The sequence below is a fragment of the Brevundimonas sp. M1A4_2e genome, assembly GCF_053345555.1.
In genome coordinates this window covers 654,014-667,259 of record NZ_JBKFAI010000001.1, presented here as the reverse complement: position 1 = coordinate 667,259, position 13,246 = coordinate 654,014, and the positions used below count along the sequence as shown (strand labels likewise).

The window sequence follows — 13,246 nt, the reverse complement described above, 5'->3', positions numbered from 1 at the left end:
CTGTCGGATCAGTGAGGGGTCGTCAGTTGCGGCAGGGGTAGCGCTCGACCATCCAGTCGCGCACGGCCTGGGTCACGGTGACGCGACGCCGCGTCTCGGGCATGGTCTCGAAGCGGGCGACAAGCGTCTCAGGCGTGATGCCGGTGCCGGAGGCGGGGATGCAGTGGGCCGGGCGGCGCCCCGCCGAGACGGCCGAGGCCTGCTCGGCCTTCACCGTGCTGACGGCGCCGGTGACTTCGCGGATCAGCCGACGGGTGTCCGGCCGCATCATGGCCACGGCGCGGTTGCGCGGGATGTTCTGGCCGATGGTCAGAAACTGCTGGACCGTCATGTCGGACGACTGGGCCTGGGCCGTGGGAGCGGCGGCGAACAGCGCCGCCGAAGCCAGGGGCGCGGCGATGAGGGCGGGAACGAAACGCGACATGAGGCGATAAATGCGCTCGCCGACGCCGCTGTGCAAGTGCGGGCGCCTGTCAGGCCGGGCAGGGATAACGTTCGCCCATCCATTCGCGGACGGCCTGGTTGACGCTGATGTTGCGCCGCGGGGCGGGGATGGCGTTGAAGCGGGCCAGGATCTGCTCTGCCGACAGGCTGATCTTGCCTTCGGGGATGCAGGTCGCGGGGCGACGGCCGGCGGCCCTGGCGGCGGCCTGATCGTCGCGCACGGCCTTGAAGGCCCCGCCTATCTCATTCATCAGCCGCCGCGTGTCCGACCGCAGCAGGGCGGTCGGATTGCGCGGGATGCGGTTGGCCGAGGTCAGGAACTCCTGAACCGACATGGCGGCGGCGGCTCCCGGCAGGGCGGACAGAGCCAGGGCGGCGACGACGGCGAATGCAGCGGCTTTCATGGCTTTCCTCTCGAGGGACGGTGAAGCCTAACGTGCCGCTTGCGGCGGAACCATGCCCGTCGAACGCCGTCGTGCATTAAGTTTTTGTCAGGCGCGGCGGCCGCGATGCCCGCCGCGCCCGACGAGACGGGCAGGCTCAAAGGCTGGAGGGGAAGCCTTCGGGCGCGCGCTGTGCAGCGATCACCACTTCACCGCCAGTCGCCCGTAAACGAAGCGGCCGTTGAAGCCGTACGGCGAGAAGTTGGAGAAGGGGAAGGCGCCGGTGGTATTGTTCTCCCGCAGGCTCTGGCGCGGATACTGGTCCAGGATGTTGTCGGCGCCGATCGAGACGGTGACGCGATCATTGAAGCGGTAGCGGGCCTCGACATCGGCCACCAGGGCGTCGCCCAGTTGCAGGTCGGTGGCTTCGGTCGCACCGGCGGCCAGAACGTCGCCATAGCCGGTCAGGCGGAAGGTGCCGCCCAGACGTTGCGCCTCCCAGTCGGTCTGGAAGACGACCTTCCACGGCGGCGTGCCTTCTTCGAAGCGCGTGACCGCCTGACGCCCGAACAGGGAGGTCGGCGTCGGCAGGACGCCCGTCTGCGTCATCGGCGTCTTGGTCACCTTGAAGTCGTTGACGTTGCCCGCCAGCGTGAAGTCCAGGCGGTGGCCGACCGAGGTTTCGGCGCGATAACGGGCCACGACATCCAGGCCGGTCGTCTTGGTGTCGACCCCGTTGATGAAGAAGCGCGCCGCCGTGGCGCCATAGGGGGCCAACAGGTCGAAGATGGTCTTGGCGTTGCTGCCCGGCGCAGCGGTGTTGCTGCCGGTCAGGGTCTCGGACAGGATGATCCGGTCGTCGATGTCGATGCGGTAGGCGTCGGCCGTCAGCTCGAACGGGCCGTTGCGCACGACGAAGCCCAGCGAATAGTTGACCGAGGTTTCGGCCTCCAGCGCCGTGCCGCCCAGCGCCAGACCCACGTCGCTGACAGACGGATAGGTGCCGGTCTCATAGGGGACGTTGTTGATGTAGAGGACGGCGGTCTGGGTGTAATACTGCTGTTGCAGGCTGGGCGCGCGGAAGCCTGTCGACAGGGCACCCCGGATGGCGAAGTGCGGGTTGAAGTCGTAGCGGCCGGCGATCTTGCCCGAGACATTGTCGCCGAAGTCCGAATAGTTCTCGTAACGCAGGGCGCCGGACAGGGTCAGGTTTTCGACGACCTCGCCTTCCAGATCCAGATAGACGCCGACGTTGCTGCGGTCCTCGTCGATTTCATTGCTGGGTGTGAAGCCGGTGAAGCCGCGCGAGCCCCAGCTCAGGGCCGTGCCGCCTGCGCTCAGGACGGGGCCGCGGGCGTAGGAGGCTTCTTCGCCCGCGCCGATCTTGTAGGTTTCGCGGCGCGCTTCCAGACCGACAGCGACGTTCAGCGGACCGGCCCAGCCCAGGTCGAACTGGCGCGCGGCGTCGGCGCCGAACACCAGCTGGCCGTATTCCAGCGAACCGGCGTCGAACGAGGTCTGGCCGTTGATCCCATAGGTGGGGTTCATGGTGTTTTCGGCGCCGAACTCGATCTTGTTCGAGCCGTAGCCCAGGTTGACGTCGATGTCCCACCCGCCCGCTTCGCCGCGCAGGCCGCCTGCGGCGGTCCAGTCGGTGGTCTCGGTCAGGATGTAGGGCAGGTAGCCGTTCGGATATTTGCGCCCGGAGCCATAGTCCGGGTTCTGGGCGTTGTCGGTGGGGGTGCGGTAGAAGGCGGCCGCCGAGGCGTCGCGCTGTTGATAGCCGGCCCAGCCGTAGGCCTCCCAGCCATTGCACAGCGGCAGTCCTGCATTCAGGTAGGCCGAGAGATCCTCGACCGCCGCGTCGCCCTGGCCGCCGGTGACCCGACCCAGCGTGGGGTTGATGTCGGAGCGGTTCGTGCTGTCGCGGTCGCGGTATTCCACCGAGGCGGTCAGGAAGCCGTCCTGACCCAGGCCGAAGCCCTGCCAGGCCGAGACGGTGACGGTGTCGCCGTCGCGGATGTCCCCTTCGCGGCCATAGAAGCCGGTGAAGTCGGTGACATAGGAGCCGTAGGTCACGCTGGCGCCGCCGCCTTCGCGGGCCTCGCGCAGACGCAGGTTGATGACCCCGGCGATGGCGTCCGAGCCGTATTGGGCCGCAGCGCCGTCGCGCAGGACCTCGATCCGCTCGACAGCCGTGGACGGAATGGCGTTGAGATCGACGGCGGACGAGCCGCGCCCGACCGAGCCGTTCAGGTTGACCAGGGCGGTCTGGTGACGACGCAGGCCGTTGACCAGGACCAAGGTCTGGTCGGGACCCTGACCGCGCAGGGTGGCCGGGCGGATGGAGTCCGTCCCGTCGGTCGCCGACGGGCGGGGGAAGTTCAGGGCCGGAACCGTAGCCGCCAACTGGGCCGCCAGTTCGGTGGTGCCGCGCTGTTCCAGCGCCTCGGCGGTGACGACATCGACGGGAGCGACCGTGTCCAGGCGGGAGCGGTTGGCGACGCGGGTGCCGGTGACCACGATGTCGTCCACCGAGGTGGCGCTGCCGGGCGCGTTCTGGGCCTGGGCGGCGCCCGCGCCGGCGATCAGAAGGACAGCGCCGGACGCGGCGGCCAAAAGGGCGGGGCGGCGGAACGAGACGATGGGCATGGGAGAGATCAGCTTTTCTGGTTGGACGCGGGGAATGCGCCGCATACTGAAAGCGCGACGGTCCAAGCCTGCGTCGGTAAAACTAACGAGAAGTTTCCGGGGGGCGAAATCAGTCACATCGGCGACAGGGAGCGGCCTGCGAACGCGGCTCCCGGGTCGGGCGGGGCTGGACTGAAGGCATGGCGGCTCCGGCGCGTCGAATGTGGCGAGGCGCGGCGATACTGCGGCGCGAAGACGGCGTCGGGTATCGAGATTACTTCACGGCTTAGTTAGAAAAGCTAAAGGTAGGCGGCGGCCTCGTCCTGTCGGCAGGGCAGGGCCCGGGCAAAGAAAAAGGGGCGCTTCCTTGCGGAAGCGCCCCTGGATCATCTCGCCGAAGCGACAGGATCAGGCTTCGTCGCCGAAACCTTCCTGTTGGCCGGCGCCGCCTTCCAGCAACTCCTGAGCGGCCTGATCAGCAGCTTGACGCTCGTCGTCGAACTGGCTGCGGATCACGTCCTCGCCCTTGGCCTGACGCTCGGCTTCGTCGGCCGAACGGGCGATGTTGATCTTGACGGTGGCCGAGACCTCGGGGTGCAGGCGGACCAGCACCTCGTGGACGCCCAGCGTCTTGATCGCCGTGTTCAGCACGACCTGCGAACGCTCGACCTTGCCGCCTTCGGCGCGAACGGCCTCAGCGACGTCGCGGCCGGCAACCGAGCCGTACAGCTGGCCGGTTTCGCCAGCCTGACGGATCATGACGTAGCTCTGACCGTCGATCTTGTCGGCGATCTTCTGAGCGTCGGCCTTGTTCTTCTCGTTGCGCTGCTCGATGGCGACGCGCTCGATTTCGAAGGCCTTCAGGTTGGCTTCGGTGGCGCGACGAGCCTTGTCGCGCGGCAGAAGGTAGTTACGGGCGAAGCCGTCCTTGACGGTGACGACGTCGCCGATGGCGCCGAGGTTCTCGACGCGTTCCAGCAGAACGACCTTCATCTTACTTCACCACGTACGGCAGGAGGGCCAGGTAGCGGGCGCGCTTGATGGCCTTGGCCAGTTCGCGTTGCTTCTTGGCGGAAACGGCGGTGATGCGCGAGGGCACGATCTTGCCGCGTTCGGAGACGTAACGCTGCAGCAGCTTCACGTCCTTGTAGTCGATCTTCGGCGCGTTGGCGCCCGAGAACGGGCACACCTTGCGGCGACGATAGAAGGGGCGACGGGCCGGGCCGGAGCCGGCCGGAGCGCCCGGGATGGGGGCAGTCGTATCGGTCATGATCCGGTTCCTTATTCCGAAGCCGCGGCGTCTTCGCCGCGCGGGGCGCTGCGGTCACGCTCGCGCTCGCGGCGAGCCAGCAGGGGCGACAGCTCCAGGTCGAGTTCCTCGACGCGGATGGTCAGCCAGCGCAGCACGTCTTCGTTGATCGACAGCTGGCGCTCGACTTCGGCCATGGCGGCCGGCGGGCAGTCGACGGCCATCAGCGAATAGTGGGCCTTGCGGTTCTTCTTGACCCGGTAGGTCAGGTTGCGCAGACCCCAGTACTCGATCTTGGCGACGGAGCCGCCGCCTTCTTCGATCAGAGCCTTGATGGTGTCGTTCAGCGCTTCGGCCTGTTGCGCCGAGATATCCTGGCGCGTCATGACCGTGTGCTCGTAAAGAGCCATGCGGTATTCTCCCTTGGCGGACATCGGCGCGAGCGAACCGGGGAGTTCGTCCACGATGGCTCCTGATGCGGCGGACGGGAGTTTCCCGGCCCTTTGACGTTCCGCAGCAGGACCGAAGCCCTGGAAAGGGCGCGCCTATACGGGAAAACCTGTGAAAGGGCAAGGCGCGGGCGCGGCGAGCGGCGCGTCCGTCCGCCCTTCTTCTTGCCGTAGGGGAGGGATTCGCCTACCCCTCGCGGCTTGATTCAACGGATGACGGACGATCCCGGATGAGCCTCGCGCTTCTCTTTCCCGGTCAGGGCAGCCAGTCGGTGGGCATGGGCGTCGCCCTGTCGGAGGCCTTCGCCAGCGCGCGCGAGGTCTTCGCCGAGGTGGATGACGCCCTGAACCAGAAGCTGTTCGAGCTGATGCGCGAAGGGCCGGACGATCAGCTGACCCTGACCGAGAACGCCCAGCCGGCCCTGATGGCCGTGTCGGTCGCCACGGCGCGGGTGCTGAAGGTCGAGTTCGGCGTCGACGTGGCGCGCGCCGCCTTCGTCGCGGGTCACTCGCTGGGCGAATATTCGGCCCTGGCGGCGGCGGGCGCGATCAGCCTGTCGGACACCGCCCGCCTGCTGAAGCTGCGCGGCCAGGCCATGCAGCGCGCCGTGCCCGTCGGCAAGGGGGCGATGGCCTCGCTGATCGGCCCCAAGACCGACCTGGCGTTGGCTGAAGAAGCCGCCAAGGCCGGTTCGGCGGCGGGAGTCTGCGTCGTCGCCAACGACAACAACAAGGGCAATGTCGTCATTTCAGGCGACAAGGCCGCTGTCGATTTAGCCATCGAGAAAGCCAAGGAGCTGGGCGCGCGCGCCATTCCGCTGAACGTCTCGGCGCCCTTCCACTGCCCGCTGATGCAGCCCGCCGCCGACGAGATGGCCGCCGCTCTGGCCGACGCGAAGATCGTGGCGCCCGTCGTGCCGGTGGTCGCCAACGTCACCGCTCGCCCGGAAACCGACGCCGAGGTCATCCGCCGCCTGCTGGTCGAGCAGGTCACGGGCCGCGTACGCTGGCGCGAGAGCATGGAGTGGATGGCGACTGAAGGCGGCGTGACCCGCTTCGTCGAGGTCGGCTCGGGCAAGGTGCTGACCGGCATGGCTAAGCGCATCGCTCCCGACGCCGAGGCCTTGGCGCTGAACACGGCCGAAGAGCTGGAAGCCTTCGCGAAAACCCTCTGAAGCCGCTCATCCCCGCGGAGGCGGGGGCCCAGTTCTTTGGGAACGAGATGCGGCGCTTGAAGCTAAAGCCTAGGTCCCCGCCTCCGCGGGGATGAGCGGAGATTTCAATGTTCAATCTTTCGGGAAAGACCGCCCTCGTGACCGGCGCGACCGGCGGCATCGGCGGGGCCATCGCCCGCGCCCTGCACGCGCAAGGCGCGACCGTCGTCCTGTCCGGCACGCGCGAAGCCGTGCTGGCTGATCTGGCCAAGGAACTGGGCGAGCGGGCGCATTTCGCAGCCGCCAACCTGTCGGACGCGGAATCGGTCGACGGTCTGGTCGCGCGCGCCGAGGAAGCCGCCGGCGCGCCGCTGGACATCCTGGTCGCCAACGCGGGCATCACCAAGGACGGCCTGCTGATGCGGATGAAGGACGAGGACTTCCAGTCCGTCATCCAGATCAACCTCGAGAGCTATTTCCGCCTGACCCGCGCGGCGGTGAAGGGGATGATGAAGCGCCGTTCGGGCCGCATCATCGGCGTCACCTCGGTGGTCGGCGTCACCGGCAACCCCGGCCAGACCAACTACTGCGCCTCCAAGGCCGGGATGATCGGCTTCTCCAAGTCGCTGGCCCAGGAAGTCGGCTCGCGCGGGATCACGGTCAACTGCATCGCGCCGGGCTTCATCGCTTCGCCGATGACCGACGTGCTGAACGACCAGCAGCGCGAAGCCATCCTGACCAAGATTCCGGCCGGGCGCCTGGGCGAAGGCGACGAAATCGCCTCGGCCGCCGTCTATCTGGCGTCGGATGAAGCGGGCTATGTGACGGGCCAGACGCTGCACGTTAACGGCGGCATGGCGATGATTTGATCGCAGCGTGAAGTGTCATCACGACGCGCAACAGACTATTTCCACTTCCGCACCCTGTGCTAAAGGGCACGGACGTCTTTCGGGGGTGAGTCTCATTGAGGCTTGATCCCGGCAGGCAGCCGTGACACGGCGAAACCAACCAAGACCCGCCATCACGGCGATTTCAAACAGGCAAGAGAGACACTCATGTCCGACACCCTCGAACGCGTCCGCAAGATCGTGATCGACCACCTGGACGCCGATCCGGACAAGGTCACCGAGAAGGCTTCCTTCATCGACGACCTGGGCGCTGACTCGCTCGACAACGTCGAACTGGTCATGGCCTTCGAAGAAGAATTCGACGTCGAAATCCCGGATGACGCCGCTGAGCACATCCAGACCGTCGGCGACGCGGTGAAGTTCATCGACGAGAAGCTGGCCGCCTGATCCGGCTGCGATTCGTCGCACTTACCAGCTGATGGCCGCCGTGACGGACCCCTAGCGGGACCGTCCGGCGGCCATTAGTGTTTCTGGTTACGATTCTGACCAAGAAGGAGCGCGAACCATGCGCCGCGTCGTCATCACGGGCCTCGGCCTGGTTACGCCTCTGGGCACGGGCGTCGAGCACGTCTGGAAGGGCATTCTTGAAGGCCGCTCGGGCATCCGTCCGATCACCGCCTTCGACACCGAGGGCTACGGCTGCACCATCGCGGGCGAGGTGCCCAGCGTCGACGGGCGCGGCGGCGGCGAGGCGGGCCAGCCCGGCGTCTTTGATCCTGATCAGGTGATGTCCGCCAAGGACCGCAAGCGCGTCGACGACTTCATCCTGTACGCCATCGCCGCCGCCGACGAGGCGTTGGCCGATGCGAACTGGAAGCCGGAAACGGAAGACGACAAGGAAGCGACCGGCGTCATGGTCGGTTCGGGCATCGGCGGCCTGGGTCCCATCGCCGACACGGCCATCATCCTGAAGGAACAGGGCGTCCGCCGCGTCAGCCCCTTCTTCATCCCCTCGGCCCTGATCAACCTGGCCTCGGGCCAGATTTCGATCCGCCACGGCCTGAAGGGACCGAACCACTCGGTCGTCACCGCCTGCGCCACCGGCGCCCACGCCATCGGCGACGCGGCCCGGATGATCGCCCTGGGCGACGCGGACGTCATGGTGGCGGGCGGCGCTGAGAGCTCGGTCGTGCCGATCGGCATCGCCGGCTTCCTGGCCTGCAAGGCCCTGTGCACCGCCTATAACGACACGCCCGAGAAGGCCTCGCGCCCCTATGACCGCGGCCATGCGGGCTTCGTCATGGGCGAGGGGGCTGGCGTCATGGTTCTGGAAGAATACGAACACGCCAAGGCGCGCGGCGCCAATATCTACGCCGAGGTCGTCGGCTACGGCATGAGCGGCGACGCCTATCACATCACCGCCCCGTCGGAAGACGGCGACGGCGGCTTGCGGGCCATGAAGGCGGCGCTGAAGCGGGCCGGGATGCAGCCGTCCGACCTGGACTACGTCAACGCCCACGGCACCTCGACCATGGCCGACTGGATCGAGCTGAAGGCCGTCGAGCGGCTGGTCGGCGACCACGCCAAGGACCTGGCTGTGTCGTCCACCAAGTCGATGACGGGGCACCTGCTGGGCGCCGCCGGGGCCATCGAGAGCATCTTCTCGGTCCTGGCCATCCGCGATCAGATGGCGCCGCCGACCATCAACCTGGACGATCCGGAGATGGAGACGCCGATCGACCTGGTCCCGCACAAGGGCAAGGCCATGAAGATCGATGTCGCCATGTCCAACAGCTTCGGCTTCGGCGGCACCAACGCCTCTGTGATCTTCAAGAAGGTCGACTGACTTGGCCAAGGCTCCGTCCCGCCGCACCCCCAAGGTTCGCATTCCCAAGTCGCGCGTTCCGAAAAAGGGAAGCGGGGGCGGAGGCGGTCGTTCCGGCCCCAAGACAGGATTGGGCGTCGGCCTGATCACCGCCGCCGGGACGCTGGGCCTGTTCCTGGTCGCGGCGCTGGTGGCGCTGTGGGCCATCTACTGGGGGCCGGGGCCGAGAGCGGCGCAAGGGGAGGCGACCATCGTCACCCTGCCATCCGGGGCGGGCGTTCCGGCCATTGCGGCCAATCTGAAATCGGCGGGGGTGATCCGCTCGACCGACCTGTTTCGTGCGGCGATCAGCCTGACCGGCGCCGACCGCAAGATCCGCGCGGGCGAATATGAGGTGCCGTCGGGCGCCTCTCTGGCGACGGTGGTGGGCCTGCTGGTCGACGGCAAGTCGGTGCGCCACTACGTGACCCTGCCCGAAGGCTGGTCTAGCGCCCAGGCGGTCGACATCCTGATGAAGCAGCCGGTCCTGACCGGCGAGGTCGAGGTTCCGCCCGAGGGCAGCCTGTGGCCCGAGACCTATGAAGTCACGCGCGGCGAAACCCGCGCCGCCGTCGTCGCCCGCATGCAGCGCGCCGCCAAGACCAAGCTGGAGACCCTGTGGGCCGCCCGCTCGCCCGCCACGGTGGTGACGACGCCCGAAGAGGCGGTCATTCTGGCCTCCATCGTCGAGAAGGAGACGGGCATCGCCTCCGAACGGCCCCAGGTGGCGGCCGTCTTCACCAACCGGCTGCGGCTGGGGATGCGGCTGGAGAGCGACCCGACCATCGTTTACGGCGTGACCAAGGGGCGGCCGCTGGGGCGCGGCATCCTGCTGTCGGAGCTGCGCAAGCCGACGCCGTGGAACACCTATCTGATCGACGGCCTGCCGCCGACGCCGATCGCCAATCCGGGCGAAGAGGCGCTGAAGGCCGTGCTGAACCCGCCGCGTTCGGAATACATCTTCTTCGTCGCTGACGGCACGGGCGGACACGTCTTCGCCCGCACCTATCAGGAGCACCTGCTGAACGTGGCCCGCTGGCGCGAGATCGAGCGCCGCAAGGCCGGCCTGGCGCCGGGCCAAGGCGCGCCGGAAACCTCGCCCGCGCCGATGACGGATGAGGCCGTCCCGGCCATCGCCATCCCGCCCGGCGCCAAGGTCATTCGCGTGCCGACGGAGGCCGGGCGATGAGCGGAAGTCATATCTGCGGCATGACCGGCTTCGGCCGGGCCGACGGCGGGCTGGACGGCTGGACCTGGACGGTCGAGGCGCGTTCGGTCAACGGGCGGACGTTGGAGACGCGCTTTCGCGGGCCCGGCGGCTTCGACAATCTGGAGCGGCTGGCCAAGGCGGCGGCGCAGGCGCGCCTGAACCGGGGCCAGGTGACGCTGGGCCTGCAGGCCAAGCGCGCCGAGGGGTTCGAGCCCGCGCCGCGCGTCAATGAGGCGGTGCTGGCGACCTATCTGCGGCTGGCCAACCAGTTGGCGCAGGAGGGGGCCACTGCGCCCTCCGCTGACGGCCTGCTGGCCCTGCGCGGCGTCATCGAGGTCGCCGAAGAGGATGAGGACGCGGAAGGCCGCGCCGCCTTGGAAAGCGCCATGGCCGCCACGGTCGAGCAGGCGCTGGATGCGCTGAAAGCGTCGCGCCAGCGCGAGGGCGAGCAACTAACGCCGGTGATCCACGACTTCGTCGGAACCATCGAGGCCCTGGTCGCGCGCGCCGAGCTTGAGGCGTCGGCCCAGGTCGAGGCCATCCGCGACCGCTTCACCCGCCGGATCAGCGAACTGGCGCCCGATGCGCCCGGTCTGGACGAGCGGGTCTTCCTTGAGGCGGCCGCATTGGCGACCAAGGCCGACGTGCGCGAGGAGCTGGACCGGCTGACGGCCCACGTCGCCTCGGCCCGCGCACTGTTGCAGCAACCCCCCGCCGGTCGAAAACTCGACTTCCTGATGCAGGAATTCATGCGTGAGGCGAACACCCTCTGTTCGAAATCCGCTACGACCGCGCTCACCGGAATCGGCCTGGAGTTGAAGGCCGTCATCGAACAGCTTCGAGAACAAGTTCAGAATGTCGAATAACCGCACTCCCCGCCGTGGCGTCCTGTTGATCGTGGCCAGCCCGTCGGGGGCCGGAAAGACCTCGCTGTGCCGCCGCCTGATGGCTGACCACAAGGGGCTGGAACTGTCGGTCTCCATGACGACCCGCGACATCCGTCCGGGCGAGGTGGACGGGCGCGACTACAACTTCGTCTCCGCCGAGGAATTCCAGCGTCTGATCGACGCCGACGCCTTCCTGGAATGGGCCGATGTGCACGGCAACCGCTACGGCAGCCCCAGCGCCCCGGTCGAGCGCGCGCTGGCCGAGGGCCGCGACGTCCTGTTCGACATCGACTGGCAGGGCGCCCGCGACGTGGCCGCCAAATGCCCCGGCGACGCCGTGCGGGTCTTCATCCTGCCGCCCAGCCTTGAGGAACTGCGCCGCCGCCTGGTGACGCGTTCTCAGGACGCCGAGGACGTGATCGAGCGCCGCGTCGCCAACGCCAAGGGCGAGATCGAGCACTGCGACGAGTTCGACTATGTGCTGGTCAATGAGGACTTCGACCGATCCTACGCCGAGCTGGCCCACATCTACCACGCCGAGCGCAGCTGCCGGCGCCGCAACCTGTGGGTCGACGGCTATAAGGCGGCCCTGTTGAAGGAAGTGGTCTGACGCCCATGAACGAGGCCGAACACCGCCGCTGGCTGGCCCAGGCCGTCGATCTGGCGCTGGAGAACGTCCGGGCGGGCGGGCGGCCGTTCGGCGCGGTGCTGGTCAAGGACGGGGCGCTGGTCGCCAGCGGCGTCAACCGGATGCTGGCGACGAACGATCCCAGCTCACACGCCGAAATGGAGGCCCTGCGTCAGGCGGGACCGGCGCTGGGCGGCGTGGACCTGTCGGGCGCGGTCCTCTACGCCAGCGGCCACCCTTGCCCGATGTGCCTGGCGGCGGCAGTGATGACGCGGGTCAGCGCCGTCTACTACGCCTTCAGCAATGCGGACGCCGAGCCCTACGGCTTCTCCAGCGCGGCGACCTATCAGACGCTGGGGGTGAGGCTGGACCCGCCGCCGCTGCCGCTGACGCAACTGAACGTGCCGGGGCGGACGGCGGCGGAGCTTTACGGCGCCTAGCGGAAGGTCACGCGCACGCCCGGCTTGACCTTTGAGGCCAGTTGCTCGGCGTCCCAGTTGGTCAGGCGCACGCAGCCGCTGGAGAAGGTCTTGCCGACCTTGGACGGGTCTGGCGTGCCGTGGATGCCATAGGTGTCGCGCGACAGGTCGATCCACACCGATCCCACCGGATTGTTCGGCCCCGGCGGCACGATGACCTTGCGGTCGCCCCGGTCATAGCTGACCCGGTCGGGGTCGTAGGTGTAGTTCGGCTCGGGCGCGACGCCGACGACCGTCACTTCGCCCGAGGGCGCCGGGCGCGCCGAACTGCCGACGGTGGCGGGATAGAAGGCCAGCAGCTTGTCCGCCGCGTCATAGACCCGCACCGAGCGCTCGGCCTTGTCCACGACGATATGGGCCACCTCGGCCGCCAGATCGGTCTGGGCGACAGCGGCCACGACGATGGTCTGACCCGCTTTGGCGAAGTCGACGCCGGGGTTGAGCGCCTGCAGCAGGCCCTCGGTCATGTGGAACTTCTCGGCCAGCATCTCCAGCGGCGTCGCGTAGCCGACGGTCTTCAGCTTAGCCATGTCGGCCAGATTCGCCGGAACCTGTCCGATGAAGGAACCGCTGAGATCAGCGGCGGTGATGGTGTAGTCGGTCAGGACGCGGCCGTCGTCGCCTGCCGTCAGGCGGCGAAAGACCTCGGCGTCCAGCACCCCGTCCTGCGGCAGGCCGGCGGCTTTCTCGAAGGCGGCGATGGCCTGGCGGGTGTTGTCGCCGCCCAGACCGTCTATCACGCCTGGCGAGAAGTTGGCGCGGTCCAGCAGGATCTGCGCGCGCGCCGTCGCCGCGTCGGGACGGGCGGGCTGGCCCTCGACGGGAGCGGGGGCGGCCTCGAACACGGCGCTCTCGACGGCGTCGCGGGTCAGGGCGGCGGGCGCCGGGGGTTGGGCCGACGCCGGCGGCTGCTGCGGCTTGGGCGTTTCAGCCGGGGAGCCGCAGGCCGCCAGGGCGGCCGCGATGAAGGGCAGGGCAGAGGCGGCGAGGCGCAATTTCGACATGAAAGCTCCGAAGGGT

Annotated in this window: 15 protein-coding genes; 8 read left to right on the top strand and 7 right to left on the bottom strand. The window is 68.2% G+C overall.

Annotation, left to right across the window (positions count from 1 at the left end; genetic code table 11):
- Positions 1-22: 22 nt before the first annotated feature.
- The 6 genes from ACLBV5_RS03130 to rpsF form a co-directional block, all read right to left on the bottom strand.
- On the bottom strand, positions 23-424 hold the full coding sequence (locus tag ACLBV5_RS03130; protein ID WP_134580438.1) for a hypothetical protein: 402 nt from the start codon (positions 422-424) through the stop codon (positions 23-25).
- A 49-nt stretch (positions 425-473) separates the two neighbouring features.
- On the bottom strand, positions 474-848 hold the full coding sequence (locus ACLBV5_RS03125) for a hypothetical protein (protein WP_447604776.1): 375 nt from the start codon (positions 846-848) through the stop codon (positions 474-476).
- A gap of 180 nt (positions 849-1,028) precedes the next feature.
- Positions 1,029-3,479 carry a TonB-dependent receptor plug domain-containing protein gene (locus ACLBV5_RS03120; protein ID WP_447604775.1) on the bottom strand — a complete coding sequence of 817 codons (2,451 nt, stop codon included), beginning with the start codon at positions 3,477-3,479 and terminating at the stop codon, positions 1,029-1,031.
- A 387-nt stretch (positions 3,480-3,866) separates the two neighbouring features.
- Complete coding sequence (gene rplI, locus ACLBV5_RS03115; protein WP_025976705.1) at positions 3,867-4,451, bottom strand: 50S ribosomal protein L9; 585 nt, start codon at positions 4,449-4,451, stop codon at positions 3,867-3,869.
- Position 4,452: 1 nt separating this feature from the next.
- Positions 4,453-4,728, bottom strand: coding sequence for a 30S ribosomal protein S18 (gene rpsR, locus ACLBV5_RS03110; protein WP_003167100.1), 276 nt, complete (start codon positions 4,726-4,728; stop codon positions 4,453-4,455).
- Positions 4,729-4,739: 11 nt separating this feature from the next.
- Complete coding sequence (gene rpsF / locus ACLBV5_RS03105) at positions 4,740-5,117, bottom strand: 30S ribosomal protein S6 (RefSeq protein WP_024353035.1); 378 nt, start codon at positions 5,115-5,117, stop codon at positions 4,740-4,742.
- Positions 5,118-5,386: 269 nt separating this feature from the next.
- On the opposite strand from rpsF, the gene fabD reads away from it, so the two are divergent.
- From fabD to ACLBV5_RS03065, 8 genes are all read left to right on the top strand, one after another.
- Positions 5,387-6,331, top strand: coding sequence for an ACP S-malonyltransferase (gene fabD, locus ACLBV5_RS03100; protein WP_447604774.1), 945 nt, complete (start codon positions 5,387-5,389; stop codon positions 6,329-6,331).
- A 107-nt stretch (positions 6,332-6,438) separates the two neighbouring features.
- Positions 6,439-7,179, top strand: a complete 741-nt coding sequence (fabG, locus tag ACLBV5_RS03095) for a 3-oxoacyl-[acyl-carrier-protein] reductase (RefSeq protein WP_447604773.1) — start codon at positions 6,439-6,441, stop codon at positions 7,177-7,179.
- Positions 7,180-7,365: 186 nt separating this feature from the next.
- Positions 7,366-7,605 (top strand): acyl carrier protein, encoded by a 240-nt coding sequence (locus ACLBV5_RS03090; protein WP_003165440.1) that lies wholly within the window; start codon positions 7,366-7,368, stop codon positions 7,603-7,605.
- Positions 7,606-7,723: 118 nt separating this feature from the next.
- Positions 7,724-9,004 (top strand): beta-ketoacyl-ACP synthase II, encoded by a 1,281-nt coding sequence (gene fabF, locus ACLBV5_RS03085; RefSeq protein ID WP_447604772.1) that lies wholly within the window; start codon positions 7,724-7,726, stop codon positions 9,002-9,004.
- A gap of 1 nt (position 9,005) precedes the next feature.
- Entirely contained in the window at positions 9,006-10,211 is a 1,206-nt protein-coding gene (gene mltG / locus ACLBV5_RS03080) for an endolytic transglycosylase MltG (RefSeq protein WP_447604771.1), read from the top strand.
- The gene (locus tag ACLBV5_RS03075; protein WP_134580450.1) at positions 10,208-11,098 is read left to right on the top strand and encodes a YicC/YloC family endoribonuclease; all 891 of its coding nucleotides are present in this window, start codon (positions 10,208-10,210) and stop codon (positions 11,096-11,098) included. Before mltG ends, ACLBV5_RS03075 begins: the two co-directional genes overlap by 4 nt.
- Positions 11,088-11,729 (top strand): guanylate kinase, encoded by a 642-nt coding sequence (gene gmk / locus ACLBV5_RS03070; RefSeq protein ID WP_025976711.1) that lies wholly within the window; start codon positions 11,088-11,090, stop codon positions 11,727-11,729. The genes ACLBV5_RS03075 and gmk overlap by 11 nt, the downstream gene beginning before the upstream one ends.
- Positions 11,730-11,734: 5 nt before the next feature.
- Positions 11,735-12,187, top strand: coding sequence for a nucleoside deaminase (locus ACLBV5_RS03065; protein ID WP_392353231.1), 453 nt, complete (start codon positions 11,735-11,737; stop codon positions 12,185-12,187).
- Here the strand turns inward: ACLBV5_RS03065 and ACLBV5_RS03060 are convergent.
- A complete protein-coding gene (locus tag ACLBV5_RS03060; RefSeq protein ID WP_447604770.1) occupies positions 12,184-13,230 on the bottom strand; it encodes a L,D-transpeptidase family protein in 1,047 nt (348 codons plus the stop codon). The two genes, ACLBV5_RS03065 and ACLBV5_RS03060, sit on opposite strands and share 4 nt — an antisense overlap.
- Positions 13,231-13,246 lie beyond the last annotated feature (16 nt).

Bases quoted from the DNA above. Each gene is read 5' to 3' on its own strand.
- ACLBV5_RS03090 (WP_003165440.1), top strand. From the start codon at position 7,366: ATGTCCGACACCCTCGAACGCGTCCGCAAGATCGTGATCGACCACCTG.
- rpsR (WP_003167100.1), bottom strand. From the start codon at position 4,728: ATGACCGATACGACTGCCCCCATCCCGGGCGCTCCGGCCGGCTCCGGC.
- ACLBV5_RS03065 (WP_392353231.1), top strand. From the start codon at position 11,735: ATGAACGAGGCCGAACACCGCCGCTGGCTGGCCCAGGCCGTCGATCTG.
- ACLBV5_RS03075 (WP_134580450.1), top strand. From the start codon at position 10,208: ATGAGCGGAAGTCATATCTGCGGCATGACCGGCTTCGGCCGGGCCGAC.
- fabD (WP_447604774.1), top strand. From the start codon at position 5,387: ATGAGCCTCGCGCTTCTCTTTCCCGGTCAGGGCAGCCAGTCGGTGGGC.
- ACLBV5_RS03060 (WP_447604770.1), bottom strand. From the start codon at position 13,230: ATGTCGAAATTGCGCCTCGCCGCCTCTGCCCTGCCCTTCATCGCGGCC.
- gmk (WP_025976711.1), top strand. From the start codon at position 11,088: ATGTCGAATAACCGCACTCCCCGCCGTGGCGTCCTGTTGATCGTGGCC.
- fabG (WP_447604773.1), top strand. From the start codon at position 6,439: ATGTTCAATCTTTCGGGAAAGACCGCCCTCGTGACCGGCGCGACCGGC.
- ACLBV5_RS03130 (WP_134580438.1), bottom strand. From the start codon at position 424: ATGTCGCGTTTCGTTCCCGCCCTCATCGCCGCGCCCCTGGCTTCGGCG.
- rpsF (WP_024353035.1), bottom strand. From the start codon at position 5,117: ATGGCTCTTTACGAGCACACGGTCATGACGCGCCAGGATATCTCGGCG.
- fabF (WP_447604772.1), top strand. From the start codon at position 7,724: ATGCGCCGCGTCGTCATCACGGGCCTCGGCCTGGTTACGCCTCTGGGC.
- rplI (WP_025976705.1), bottom strand. From the start codon at position 4,451: ATGAAGGTCGTTCTGCTGGAACGCGTCGAGAACCTCGGCGCCATCGGC.
- ACLBV5_RS03120 (WP_447604775.1), bottom strand. From the start codon at position 3,479: ATGCCCATCGTCTCGTTCCGCCGCCCCGCCCTTTTGGCCGCCGCGTCC.
- ACLBV5_RS03125 (WP_447604776.1), bottom strand. From the start codon at position 848: ATGAAAGCCGCTGCATTCGCCGTCGTCGCCGCCCTGGCTCTGTCCGCC.